This is a genomic window from Novosphingobium pentaromativorans US6-1 (genome assembly GCF_000767465.1).
Lineage (GTDB): Bacteria > Pseudomonadota > Alphaproteobacteria > Sphingomonadales > Sphingomonadaceae > Novosphingobium > Novosphingobium pentaromativorans.
Genome location: NZ_CP009291.1, coordinates 2,621,907 through 2,634,664, shown reverse-complemented (window position 1 = coordinate 2,634,664; position 12,758 = coordinate 2,621,907). Strand labels below are relative to the sequence as shown.

Here is a 12,758-nt window from a genome sequence, read left to right as displayed (position 1 = left end):
CGCTTCGCACAATGAAGTCAGGCTTCAAACCCTTGCGGGACACTCCGCGGGGCGATAGGAAGTGCCGAAACGCCACTGGCGCAAGGATTCGTCCGACCTGACAGTCGGAAGGCATTCAGGCACGGCGATTCGGGAGTCGAAAAATGGACCATTTCGCCGGCAAGACCGCCCTTGTCACGGGCGCGGCCAGCGGCATCGGGCTGGGCCTTGCGCAAGCGCTGGGCGAGGAAGGCATGACTGTCGCAATGGTCGACTACGATGCCGAGGCGCTGGCGAAGGCGGCCATGAACCTTACGGAGCGCGGCCTTGTCGTCAGCCCCTTCGTGCACGATGTCAGCGATCAATCCGGTTGGGTCGAACTGGCACAAAAGGTGCGCGACACTCTCGGACCGGTGCAGGTCCTGTGCAACAACGCCGGCGTCGGCGCCGCCAATATGCCGGTGAGCACGCTCGACGTCTCGGTCTGGAACCGGTTCGTCAACATCAACCTGAACGGGGTGTTCTACGGGACGCACGCATTCCTTCCGCAAATGACGGAGGCTGGCGGGGGCCACATCGTCAACACCGCCTCGATGGCCGGCATTCTTCCCGGAACGCCAGGGAGGAGCATGTACGGGGCCACGAAGCATGCCGTGGTCGCACTGTCCGAAGTGCTCCTCGCCGAACTGGCCGAAAACAATATCGGCGTCAGCGTCCTGCTTCCCGGCTCCGTCCGCACGGCGCTGTGGCGCAGCTCGCGCGCGGCGCAGGGGCTGGAAGATGTCGACACGCCGCCCGATGAATACAAGAGCGGCTCGGCCAATCCCGACGGCCTCGATCCCTACCACGTCGGACTGCATGTGGTTCGGTCGATCAAGGAGGGCGCATTCTACATCATCACCGCCCCCGAACTGCGCCCCCACGTCAGCGCCCGCTTCGCAAGGATCGAAGCCGCATTTGACCGGGCCGAAGCATCCGCGGCGCAATTGCGGGGCGGCGGGCGCGAAGAGGCGTAGTCCTCCCGCTCCTCTCGCCCTGCCCTTCGCCTTCGAACACCCTATTCGCCAAAGGAACTGTCATGGCGCTGCACCCTGAACTTGCCCCGATCATCAATGCCATTCCGCCGATGCCGCCGCTGGACAGCATCAGCATCGAAACCTTGCGGGCACGGGTCGACGCCGGATCGGCGCGCGCGCCGAAGCTCGACGTGCCGCTTTCGTCAGTCGCCGATCGCACGATCCCGGGCCCTGCCGGAGACATTGCCGTGCGGGTCTATACGCCGAACGGAGAAGGCCCCTTCCCCCTGCTCGTCTATTACCACGGCGGCGGGTATGTGCTGGGCAATCTGGACATTGCCGATCCGATCTGCCGCGCGCTGGCGTCAGGCGCCGGCTGCGTAGTCATGTCGGTCGACTACCGGCTGGCGCCAGAATACCCCTTCCCGGCAGGTGTCGAGGATGCATCCTCCAGCCTGCGCTGGGCTTTCGAACATCCCGGTGAACTCAATGCCATACCGGGTGTGATCGCGGTGGGCGGCGACAGTGCGGGAGGAAACTTTTCCGCCAGCCTCGCCATCGAGGCGCGCGACAACGACTTGCCACTGGCGGCGCAGGTCCTGCTTTATGCGAGCCCCGACTTCCCGGATCCCGAGGCGCCGTCCGCAAAGGAATACGCCGATGGGCCGATGCTGCGCGCCGCCGATAGCCGCTTCTACTGGGATTGCTATCTGGCAGACCCGCAGGACCGGCACGACCCGCGCGCCACACCCGCCAATGCGGCGCGGCATGACGGACTTGCCCCTGCCCTTGTGGTGAGCGGCGAATGCGATCCGTCGCGCGATCTGGGTGAGCGTTACGCCGAGAGACTGCGCCTCGCAGGAACCCCGGTAGATGCACGCCGCTATGACGGGATGCCGCATGGTTTCCTTGCCTTCGTTGCCTATTCACCCGCCGTGCGCAAGGCGATGGACGAGACGTGCGCATGGCTTTCGGAGCGGTTCGCCCAGCGCCTGCGCGCAATGGGCGACTGACAGCCTTTCACCCGGCCCGACCAACCTCGGGCCAGCCTCGTATGGGAGAGAAAATGACGGATCTTGGTAATCTACAGGGCCAGGTGATCGTTATCACTGGCGCCGGTGCTGGAATCGGCGAGGGAATAGCCCGCGCCGCGGCAGCTTCTGGCATGAAGCTCGTTCTGGCCGACAAGGCGGCGGAGCGCGTCGATGCAGTGGCAGCTTCGCTGCGCGAAGCGGGCGCGGATGCCACGGCGTTCCATACCGACGTTACCGATCCGGCCCAGGTCGAGGAACTGGCTTCGCAGGCCTATGCGCAATACGGCCAGGTCGACATGCTGATCAACAATGCCGGCATTGAACTGATCGGCCTGATCTGGGAACTGCCACCCGAGCAATGGCGGCGGATCATGGACATCAATGTCCTGGGCGTGGTCAACGGCCTGCGGGCTTTCGTGCCGCGCATGCTCGAAGCCGGCAAGCCCGCTGCCATCGCCAACCTGTCATCGGTCGGAGGCGTCAGCCAGGCGCCATTGCAGGCCGCCTATCTGGTCAGCAAGCATGCCGTCCTGTCGTTGACGGAGTGCCTGGCGCTGGAATTGCGGATACTGAAGGCGCCGATCCACGTGTCGGCCGTCCTGCCGGGCCCGGTCGAAAGCCGCATCTTCGCCGATTCCGCGGCGGCTGGCGAACACAAGCTGATCAAGGCCCACCACGAGGAAATGAAGGCGATGATCCGCGATCATGGCCTTCCCGCCCAGCAGGCCGGGGAGCGGATCCTTGCCGGCATCGCGGCTGGCGACTTCTGGGTTTCGCCGCACCCCGAAATGATGGCGGGCGCTGCCGCGGCCCGCGGATCCTTTCTTCAGGGCCTCAAGGATCCGCAGCTCAACGAGCGCATGGCGCAGGCCGCGCTCGACTGATCTTCCTCAACAGGGCGTGGGTGGGGGGCGGATAGCCCCTCAGCCCGCCAATACGTCCCGGCCGATAACCCAGTTGTGGATCTCGGTCGGGCCATCGTAGATCCGCATCGTGCGAATACGCGAAGCCATCAGGTGCAACGGCATCTCGCGGGTCATGCCCATGGCGCCGAACAACTGCATCGCATGATCGACGATGTCCCATGCCATCTCGGTGGAGAAGGCCTTGATCATCGAGATCTCGCGCCGGGTGTCGCGGCCTTCGTCCAGCTTCCAGGCGCAATCGTAAGTCATCAGGCGTGCCGCGTGGATCCGGGTCGCGGCCTGGCCGACCCAGTCCTGCACACCGCCGCGCTTGGACAGCGGCATACCGAAGGTCTGCCGTTGGGGCGCGTATTCGCACACCATATCGAGCGCGCGCTGCGCCATGCCGATCGACCAGCAGGCGATCTGCAGACGGCGTGTCCCCAACCGCACCTGCATCGGCGCGAAACCCTTGCCCAGTTCGCCCAGCAACCTGTCGCCGGGCACGCGGCAGTCTTCGAGCAGGACTTCGTAGGTCATTTCTCCGCCGATCATGGGAATCGGGCGGACGACCTCGAACCCGGGCAGGTCCGCGTCCACCAGGAACGCCGAGATGCCCCGCTTTTCCCCGTCGACTTCCGCATTGGCCATCAGGATCGTGAAATCGGCCTCGTCGGCACGGGTAATCCAGATCTTGCGCCCGTTGATGATCCAGTCGTCGCCATCCTTGACCGCACGCGCCTTCATGGCCTTGGGGTCGGAACCGGCACCGGGCTCCGAAATGCCGATGGCAGAGACGGTATCGCCCTGCGCGTAAGGCGCGAGGTAGGTCTGGCGCTGCGCATCGTTGACCGTCGCCATCAACATCTGCAGGTTGGGACTGTCGGGGGGCAGGTGGAAGGCAACCGCCGACTTGCCCAGTTCCTCGTTGACGCCCACCATCGCGACATGCGGCAGCGCCATGCCGCCGACATCTTCAGGAGCATCGAGGCTCCAAAGGCCCATGTCCTTTGAAACCGAGCGCAAGCGCTCTTCTTCCTCGGTCGTGAGAGCCGCGTTGCCCGTCATCGCCTCGCGCTCGAGCACGGCGGGTTCGAGCGGCAGCATTTCTTCCTTCACGAAGCGCGCCACCAGATCGCGCAGCATCGAAAAATCTTCGTTCAACTCGAAGTTCATGACCGGTCAGCCTTTTTCCATCTCTTGAACCGATGCGGATATGCCGTTGACGCCCGACAGCCATTCTTGCGCCAGCGCTTCCCCGCCCTCGCCGGGGTGCGGCGGTGGAGAGGGATCGGGCAGGCCTCCCTCGACCTGCACGGGATAACGCACCACGGCAATTTCCTCGTTGAAGCGGTGAACGAGGCCCCGCCCAGAAACCTGCTCGGAAGCCAGTGCCTGATCGACGGTCTGGACAAGGCCGCCGGGAAGCCCGTGCCTGTGAAACAGCTCAAGCCATTCCTGACTCGACCGCTTGAGCAGTTCAGGCGCAATCAGCGCGTTCAGCGCCTCCCGGTTGGTCAACCGGTCGCCGTTGGTCCTGAAACGATCATCCTCGGCAATGTCGGGCCGATCCAGCAATTGCCGGCAGAAGACATCGAACTGGCGGCTGTTGCCAAGGGCGATGACGAAGGGACCATCAGCGGCATCCACCACCTGGTACGGACCGACCGTCGCGTGGGCGTTGCCGAAACGACGCGGCGTTTGACCGGTCGCCAGCACGCTCGCCTGGATATTGGCAAGTGCCGCCAGTTGACAGTCGAACAGGGCGACATCGAGGAAACGGCCCTGCCCGGTCTTTCGCTGCTCGACCAGTGCAGCGAGGATTGCCTGCGAGGCGTAGAGGCCGGTGATGATGTCGGATACCGCCACGCCCACTTTGACAGGCGGCCCGTCAGCCTCACCGGTAATCGACATCAGGCCCGATTCCGCCTGAATCACGAAGTCGTAGCCGGCGCGATCGGGCTGTGGGCCGGAACGGCCGTAACCGGATATCGAGCAATGGATGAGACGCGGATTGATGCGTCGCAGATCTTCCCGGCCGAGCCCCATGCGTTCCAGCGAGCCGGTCTTGAAGTTCTCGATCACGACATCCGCCTGAGCCGCGAGTGCCAGGATGGTATCCTTGCCTTCCTGCGTCTTCAGATCGACCACGAGGCTGCTCTTGGATCTGTTGGCGCAAGTGAAGTAGGCAGACATGTCCCCCGCGTAGGGCGGCGCCCAGGTCCGCGTTTCGTCCCCGTCGCCCGGGCTTTCCACCTTCAGGACCTCAGCCCCCAGATCGGCCAGGCATTGCGTGCACCAGGGACCGGCCAGCACGCGCGAGAGATCGAGCACGCGCACACCGGCAAGCGGCGGCGATCGAAGTTCCACGCCGTCACCCGAAGGCGCTGCGTTCGGCGGAGTGTCCTGCATGGTGGGCCTGCTCATTGTCATAAGTTCAATCAGTCCGGACGACCGGCGATCAGTCGCTTGGCGGTATAGGTCATCACGGTCTCGCCGCGCTGGTTGCGGATATCGACCGAGGATTCGACGAGGCCGCGTCCTCCCCTGGAGGTCTGCCGAACGGCTTCGATCGTCACTATCGCGTGTATGGTATCGCCGACGAACACCGGCTTCACGGCCTTGATCGTCATTTCCAGCATGGCAAGCCCGGTGGCCTGCAGCAACGTCTGGAACTGCAATCCCTCGATGAGGCCGCAGGTCAGGGCACCGGGCACGGCACGGCCTTCCATTGCGCCGTCAAAGGTGGCGTCGATGAAAATGGCTTCCAGCATCCCGGTCGCACCGATGAAGTTGACCAGATCGGCTTCGGTAACGGTCCGGTTGAGAGTCCGGAAACGCTGCCCGACCGAAAGGTCCTGCCAGAAATGGCCCTGGCCAAGCTGTTCGGGACATCGGGATGCGTTCATGACCAAACTCCGTATTGGCGGTCCAACTCTTGAAACGGCAACAGGCTTAGTTTGGTTCGCCTGTTGAAGCAATACTTCATATAATTGGATCACGACCGATGCCGCGGCCGCGAGGCCAATTGACACGCGCGGTCCGCTGCCCTTATTGAACGGACTCAAACTTCACCTGATGAAGTACATGGAGGAATAATGGGTCGTCTAACCGGCAAAGTCGCGATTGTTACGGGGGCAGGAGCCGCCGGAAACATTGGATTCGCCATCTGCGATGCCTTCCTGCGCGAAGGAGCCGCAGGAGTGGTTGCCACCGACCTTTCTGCAGATCATGCAGAGGAAATCTCGGATCAGATGGCACAGTCGCACGGCGCCGGCCGCTTCCTCTTCCTGCAGCACAATGTCGCCAAGGCTGACGACTGGGCGCGCGTATGCCAGGCCACCATCGACGAATTCGGCGGATTGGACGTCCTGGTGAACAATGCGGGCATTTCGCTCCACGGCTCCATCATGGACCTGCCGAAGGAGGACCTCGACCGGGTGATGGAAGTCAATTTCGGTGCGATCGTCCTTGGCATGAAGGCTTGCGTGCCTGCTCTGGGACAGAGCCGTGAACGGCACCGCGGCGGCGGCTCGATCATCAATACGCTTTCCGTCGGCGCCTACATGCCCAATACGATGAGCTTCGCCTATTCCGCATCCAAGGCTGCGGCACGCATGCTGACCTTGTGCGCGGCCGATGAGTTCGGCCCCCAGGGTATTCGGGTGAACTCGGTGCACCCCGGCGTTACCAAGACGCCGATGATCGAGCGCGGCATGCAGTCGATGGTCAAGGCCGGCCGCTACAAGGACGAGGCCGATGCCGAGCGCGGGCTTGGACAGCATAGCCCGCTGGGCATCGTCAGTGACCCGGAAGACCTTGCCCATGCCTTCGTATATCTTGCATCGGACGAGGCCCGCTTCGTGACCGGCCAGGCGTTTGTCCATGACGGCGGTATCCGCCGGCAGCTTTGATTCACTGGCCGGCAAGGCATTCCGGCAGACTGGGAGTTGACGATCGTGAAGAACACTTGCTGGACCATCCAGGAACGACCTATCGGGCGCGAAGTGCGGGAAAGCGATTTCGCGCTTGAAGAGCGGGCCGTGCGCGACCTGGAAGACGGTGACATCCTGCTCAAGGCTCGCATGTTCGGTTTCGACCCGACGCAGAAGAGCTGGATGTCGAACATGGCCGGCTATGCCGCCCCGACCCAGATCGGCGACATTATGCCCGGACGCGCCATTGCCGAAGTGGTCGAGTCGCGCGATCCTGCCTTCGCCCCCGGCGACCGCGTGCGCGGCCATCTCGGCTGGCAGATGCATCCGGTCGTGCGCGCCGCTCAGCTTGAGAAGATCTCTCCGGGCGTGAACGACGAAAACGCACTGAGCATCCTGGGCTCCTCGGGCAGGACCGCCTATTTCGGGCTGGTCCACGTCGGCATGCCCCGGCCCGGCGATGTGCTGCTGGTCAGCGGCGCGGCAGGCGCGATCGGATCGATCGTCGGACAACTCGGCAAGATTGCCGGGTGCCGCGTTATCGGCATCGCCGGTACGCAGGAGAAATGCGACTGGATCGTCAACGAACTGGGCTTCGACGGAGCGATCAATTACCGGACCGACGATGTTGCCGCCCAGCTGGATGCGCTCTGCCCGGACGGCATCGACATCTTCTTCGACAATGTCGGCGGCGCGATCCTCGACCTTGCCCTGGCGCGCATTTCCTATGGCGCACGCGTCGTCATCTGCGGCGGCATCAGCAATTACGAGCGGGACATGTCGAAGCCCGAGGACCTTCCGGGCGGACCGAAGAACTATCTTCGCCTGACCATCCAGAACGCGACGATGAAGGGCTACCTCGTCCATTATTTCAGCGACTACAACAAGGTTGCCGATGCCCGTCTGGAACGCTGGGTCAGCGAAGGCCGCCTGAGCCACCGGCAGGACATCCAGACCGGGTTCGAAAACATTCCCGCAACCTTCCAGCGCATCTTCAAGGGCCTGAACATCGGCAAGCAACTGCTGCGCGTCTAGTTCTCGCCCATTCCCATCAGCGACCCGTCCGGAGAATGCAGCCGGATGGGTCGCTCTCCTCCTCTCCGACAGGCCGTTCCGGAAACCCTGACACGACTTGCCGAAGCAGGCTGTCAGAGCCCCTGGGGCCGCCGGGGACGGCCCTGTAGCTGCAGCCAATCGACCGACACGCAAGGGCCGCAGAGCGCCGCATCGACGCTGCCGCCCGGCTCCGGGCGTGTCCCCTTCTTGAATTATCGCTAACCTGTCCCGGCTTTCCGGGAGCGTGTGCGTGGCGCGCCGCTGGCTTCAAGGCCCGTGGAGCGTCCCCATGTGCCGGCCTCATGTGCCAGCCCCATGTTCTGGCCCCATGTTCTGGCAATGCCGGAATCAGGCCGCGGGCCAGGCGCATGCCACAAGCAAACGAAAAAGGGACGCTCTGACGAGCGCCCCTTTTGCTTTATGCGATCGCTATTCGCTGGCGATCAGAACTGGATCGAGAAATCCAGGCCGTAAGTCCGCTGCCGTTCGTAAATGACGGCAACCGCGAAGCCGAGACCCGTCGCCTGAACGATGCTGTCATCGTCCAGAAGATTCCTGCCCCAGACGGCCACTTCGCCCTTCAAGGGACCGATCGGCACCTGGGTGAGTGCAATGCGCCCGTTCAGGATGAACTGCTCCTGTCCCGTAACGCCCTTGACATAGGCCGGATCGGCCTGTGCCGTCGGGCCGGAACCCGGGGTAATGTCGTTGGAGAGACGCGTCTTGCTCTTGTAGTTGAGATCGGCGCGGAACACGAGATCGCCGCCGCCGACTACGTCGTAGAACTTATATTGCGCAGACGTGCTTCCGGTCCACTTCGGACGGAAGAACTCCTTCACTCCGGGAGCACCTGCCCCGTTCAACAGGCCAGCGAAGATCGTATCTTTCTTCCAGTCGAAGTCGGTATAGCCGACGTTGGCCGTCAGGGTGAGTCCGTCCATCGGAACCAGGGTGCTTTCGAATTCGAAGCCGTAGGCCCGCGAGTCCGCAAACGGAATGATGGCCTGTCCGAAGTTGGCTGCCGAAGGAATGCCGGTAAGCGAACCCAGCGTCGCCACCTGGATGTTCTTGTAGTCAACGTGGAACAAGGCCACGTTGGTGCGCAGCATGCGATCGAAGAGGTCAGCCTTGACACCGGCCTCCAATGACGATGCTGTTTCAGGTTCGAACGTGATCGTCGCCAGCTGACCGCCGGAAATATAGCCGGTCGAATACTTGGCATAGGCAAGAATATCGTCCGTCGGCTTGTAATTCACGCCAATCAGATAGGTGACCCGATCGTCCTTGTACCGAATGGGCACGCTTGCGCCATTGGACGGCATTGCAACCGAGCCCGGCACCGTTTCCCGACCGGACTTCTTGTCCTGCGTGAAGCGGATGCCGCCTACGACGCTCAGCGCGTCCGTCAGGTGGAATTCGCCCTGAGCGTAGGCTGCCTTTGAAGTGACGTCGACCTCGGACGGAACGTATCCGGTGTTCCTGGGCAGAACGAAGGGAGTCGGGAAAGAACTCGTGTTCTGGCCGATCACCGGAGAGCCTGACAGAACGTTGTAGAGGTTGGGAGCGCCGCCCGCTACCTGGTGATAATCGAAGTACAGCAGGCCCGCCGTGACGTTCACCCGATCGGTGCTGTAGTTCAGCTGGAACTCGTTAGTGAAGGTTCTGTCGTCGTTGCTGGAATTGTTGAGGACGAATACGAACGGGAACCCGCCGGAAGTCGCGGGCAACTGCAAGCCGCCCAACCCGTCAAGCTGGGTCAAGGTATTGGTCGTCTCGCTGGTACGATAGGCCGCGATGTTCTTGAGCGTCAGGTTGTCGGTCGCGGACCACTCCAAGGTCAGGTTATGCCCCTGCGACTTGGTCATGCCGCCCAGACTGTAGGCGTTGTTCACCGCATCCGGCCTGGTCAGGCTGATCGGGGTCATCGGGTTGGGGCTGGCGTTGTAGAAGGAATAGCCGGCCAGCGAAGGCGGTGTCCCGCCGTATTGCAACGCCGAAGGACCGGCCAGATAACTCAGGCCCGTGGCGCCCGCCGTGTAATCGCTCTGGGCGTAGTCGAACTTGTACGAAACCTTGAGATCCGGATCGAAGTCGGCATCGACGGCCACGAAGACACCTTCGTTGTTTTCGTCACCGAGGCGACGCGGAGCCGTGTAGACACCCTTCGCGCCGTTGGTAGCAGGACCGAAGTCGACCTGCGTACCCGCGCCCAGATTGCGCGTATCGCCGTCGCGTTCGGAATGCATGTACGAGGCCGTGATAGCGAACGGCCCGATGCGCGGCAGATCGACCCGGGTCTTCGTGCGCAACTGGTTGAAATTGCCAATGGTGGCATCCTGGCGGAAGCCCAGCACGCCGGTCGGCTTGCGGGTGGTGACGCTGATGGCGCCGCCGGTCGCATTGCGACCGAACAGCGTACCTTGCGGACCGCGCAGCACTTCGATGCGCTCAATATCGGCGAAGTCTAGGATCGAGCCGACAACAGACTGAATATAGACGCCGTCGATATAAAGCGAGACACCCTTGTCGGCGCCGATCGCCGAACCATAAGTGTAAATGCCGCGCAGCGAGTATTGCGGCAGCTTGGAGCCACCGGCACCCTCGCGAACGGAGAGGTTGGGAGCAATAGAACTCAGATCGTTGACGTTCTGAATGCGATTGCCTTCGATCGTCGAGGCCGTCACCGCGGTCACGGCTACCGGCACATCCTGCAGGTTCTGCTCGCGGCGCTGTGCGGTAACGACGATTTCCTCGATACCGCCGTGCGAGGCTTGCGCTGACTGATCGTCGGCAGCGGAAGCGCTGTCCTGCGCCATGGCTGGCGCATGAAACAGGCAAGTTGCCATGGCAGTAGTACAAAGAATAGCCTTCAATCTCATCGATTCCCTCCCAAGAGTACGCCTTTGCGGCGACTTTCGATTGAACGCCTTTGCGGCGGACATTCACGTTGCAATGAATGGATTGTTACCTCGATGTTTCGCTGCCGTCAATTGATATACCTGTTTTATCTCGAAAGCGTGACATAATGGCCATACCTGCCTGATCGTATGGCCACTTTCCCTCCGGATTCCGGGAAGAACGCCGCCTGCAGTCGACCCGCACTGCCCCTGCCCGCACCGGAATTCGACATACAAACGGAGCCGCTTCAACACCGGCCGCGCGAATGGTCCGCGGCGGACCTTCCGTACCATGTTCGAACCGGAAAAGCCCCGTTCCATGCCGGATTCTTCCGCTCGATCCGATTGTCCGCGACAGCTGGAAGAGCCCGCCATGCGCGAAGCACCGGCACCGGGATGAACGACTCGGTGGCCGGTGCCGGCGGCAGCGCGACTCGAGTCGACGGCACAACCCGTCAAAGGGCCCCTTGCGACGCGCAGCCGAAGGGCTGGAAGATGATTTGCGCCTGACCGCTCAGCCTTCTTCCGGCCTGTCCGCGGCATCGCCCCGGCACGCCCTGCGCCGACGGGCGCCGTCCAGGGAACGCTATATAAATTACTGATAATCAGCCATTTTATCGGATAGATTGTCGATAGATAGTGCGACGATTTGCCCTGTCTGGGGGTGCGTTCATCCAGAAGCTGCGGCGCCCCGAACACCCGCTGGGCCGCTTACGGTCTTGGCGCATCGCCTTTGTCCGTGTAATGCAGCAATTGATATAACTCTATCATCCAGATTTGGGACGGAGGCCGAAATATGAGCAACACCGAGATCGCCGAGAAGCCGACCGAAAAGACAGCGACACGTCAGGCACTCAATAAGCTGAATGTCGAGGACATCGAGGCATGGCGCCTGATAGTGCCAACAGACAATCCTTCCGCGGACGAACGGAACCTGCAGAAGCAGTTCCCGATGGGCTGGTTCACGGTCTGCTACAGCAGCGAACTGGCGATCGGCGAAGTGAAGCCGGTCCGCTATTTCGGTACCGACCTGGCGGTCTGGCGCGGCGAGGACGGCACGGCCCGCGTGATCGACGCCTATTGCGCGCACTACGGCGCGAACATGGCCGTTGGCGGCAAGGTACACGGAAATCTGCTGGAGTGCCCTTTCCACGCCTGGCGATGGGACGAAACCGGGGCCTGCAAGGATATCCCCTATTCGCGCGTCATTCCGCCCAAGGCGAAGCGCGCCGACTGCGTGCCTGCCTGGTCGACGCGGGAAGTCAACGGCTTCGTGATGGTTTGGCACCACCCCGACCGCATCGCCCCCCTGTGGGAGCCGGCCAGCTTCACGCAGATCGGGCATGAGGACTGGACCGACCTGCAGACCTTCGAATGGAAGACGGCCAACTCGATGGAAAACATGAGCGACAACGCGGTCGACGTCAGCCACTTCAAGTATGTTCACGGCACCCTGAACGTGCCCGATTACGAATTCGAGTTCGACGGCATCATGCGTCGCATAACCGCCCAGATCCAGGTGCAGACATCGAAGGGCGAATTGAAGGGCCAGATCGAATCGATCACGTATGGGCCGGGCCAGGGCTGGGTGCGCTATTCGGGCATATCCGACACGCTGATGGTAACCGGCAGCGCGCCGATCGAACGCGACCTGATGCATTCTCGCTTCGCCTTCACTCAGCCCAAGACGGAGATCGACGGCCCTCGCGCCGGGCTGGCGCGCGCCCTGATAAAGGAGGTTGCGCGGCAGTTCGATCAGGACAAGGTCATCTTCGACCGCCACCACCGCTTCGATCCTCCGCTGGTCTGCCAGGGCGACGGCCCGTTCGCGCGCAATTCGGATTGGTTTTCGCAGTTCTATGCGTCAAGCGGCAAGGCGCCGGACATGTCGGCGACCCCCGACGTCGCGCAGTTCGCGTCCGTCACCGGCTGAGCG

Annotated in this window: 11 protein-coding genes; 6 read left to right on the top strand and 5 right to left on the bottom strand. The window is 62.6% G+C overall.

What is annotated here, in order from left to right; genetic code table 11:
* The first annotated feature begins 143 nt into the window (after positions 1 to 143).
* From JI59_RS12335 to JI59_RS12325, 3 genes are all read left to right on the top strand, one after another.
* On the top strand, positions 144 to 995 hold the full coding sequence (locus JI59_RS12335; protein ID WP_007012399.1) for an SDR family oxidoreductase: 852 nt from the start codon (positions 144 to 146) through the stop codon (positions 993 to 995).
* Between the two features lie 62 nt (positions 996 to 1,057).
* On the top strand, positions 1,058 to 2,008 hold the full coding sequence (locus tag JI59_RS12330; RefSeq protein ID WP_007012400.1) for an alpha/beta hydrolase: 951 nt from the start codon (positions 1,058 to 1,060) through the stop codon (positions 2,006 to 2,008).
* A gap of 53 nt (positions 2,009 to 2,061) precedes the next feature.
* Positions 2,062 to 2,913, top strand: a complete 852-nt coding sequence (locus tag JI59_RS12325) for an SDR family NAD(P)-dependent oxidoreductase (RefSeq protein WP_038577564.1) — start codon at positions 2,062 to 2,064, stop codon at positions 2,911 to 2,913.
* Between the two features lie 39 nt (positions 2,914 to 2,952).
* Here JI59_RS12325 and JI59_RS12320 read toward each other — a convergent pair whose 3' ends face one another.
* From JI59_RS12320 to JI59_RS12310, 3 genes are read right to left on the bottom strand one after another with little or no spacing between them, the layout of a single operon-like run.
* On the bottom strand, positions 2,953 to 4,110 hold the full coding sequence (locus JI59_RS12320; RefSeq protein WP_007012402.1) for an acyl-CoA dehydrogenase family protein: 1,158 nt from the start codon (positions 4,108 to 4,110) through the stop codon (positions 2,953 to 2,955).
* Positions 4,111 to 4,116: 6 nt separating this feature from the next.
* Complete coding sequence (locus JI59_RS12315; RefSeq protein WP_202946084.1) at positions 4,117 to 5,361, bottom strand: CaiB/BaiF CoA transferase family protein; 1,245 nt, start codon at positions 5,359 to 5,361, stop codon at positions 4,117 to 4,119.
* Positions 5,362 to 5,375: 14 nt separating this feature from the next.
* Complete coding sequence (locus tag JI59_RS12310; protein WP_038576107.1) at positions 5,376 to 5,843, bottom strand: MaoC family dehydratase; 468 nt, start codon at positions 5,841 to 5,843, stop codon at positions 5,376 to 5,378.
* 189 nt (positions 5,844 to 6,032) lie between these two features.
* Between JI59_RS12310 and JI59_RS12305 the strand changes: the two genes are divergently transcribed.
* Complete coding sequence (locus JI59_RS12305; RefSeq protein WP_007012405.1) at positions 6,033 to 6,848, top strand: SDR family NAD(P)-dependent oxidoreductase; 816 nt, start codon at positions 6,033 to 6,035, stop codon at positions 6,846 to 6,848.
* Between the two features lie 45 nt (positions 6,849 to 6,893).
* Positions 6,894 to 7,904: an NADP-dependent oxidoreductase gene (locus tag JI59_RS12300; RefSeq protein WP_038577563.1), complete on the top strand. Its 1,011-nt coding sequence runs from the start codon at positions 6,894 to 6,896 to the stop codon at positions 7,902 to 7,904.
* Between the two features lie 464 nt (positions 7,905 to 8,368).
* Here JI59_RS12300 and JI59_RS12295 read toward each other — a convergent pair whose 3' ends face one another.
* Together JI59_RS12295 and JI59_RS28195 are read right to left on the bottom strand one after the other, a co-directional pair.
* Positions 8,369 to 10,771 (bottom strand): TonB-dependent receptor, encoded by a 2,403-nt coding sequence (locus tag JI59_RS12295; RefSeq protein ID WP_007012407.1) that lies wholly within the window; start codon positions 10,769 to 10,771, stop codon positions 8,369 to 8,371.
* 158 nt (positions 10,772 to 10,929) lie between these two features.
* Complete coding sequence (locus tag JI59_RS28195) at positions 10,930 to 11,055, bottom strand: topoisomerase C-terminal repeat-containing protein (protein ID WP_138921326.1); 126 nt, start codon at positions 11,053 to 11,055, stop codon at positions 10,930 to 10,932.
* Positions 11,056 to 11,618: 563 nt separating this feature from the next.
* Between JI59_RS28195 and JI59_RS12290 the strand changes: the two genes are divergently transcribed.
* Positions 11,619 to 12,755, top strand: a complete 1,137-nt coding sequence (locus tag JI59_RS12290) for an aromatic ring-hydroxylating oxygenase subunit alpha (RefSeq protein WP_007012408.1) — start codon at positions 11,619 to 11,621, stop codon at positions 12,753 to 12,755.
* Positions 12,756 to 12,758 lie beyond the last annotated feature (3 nt).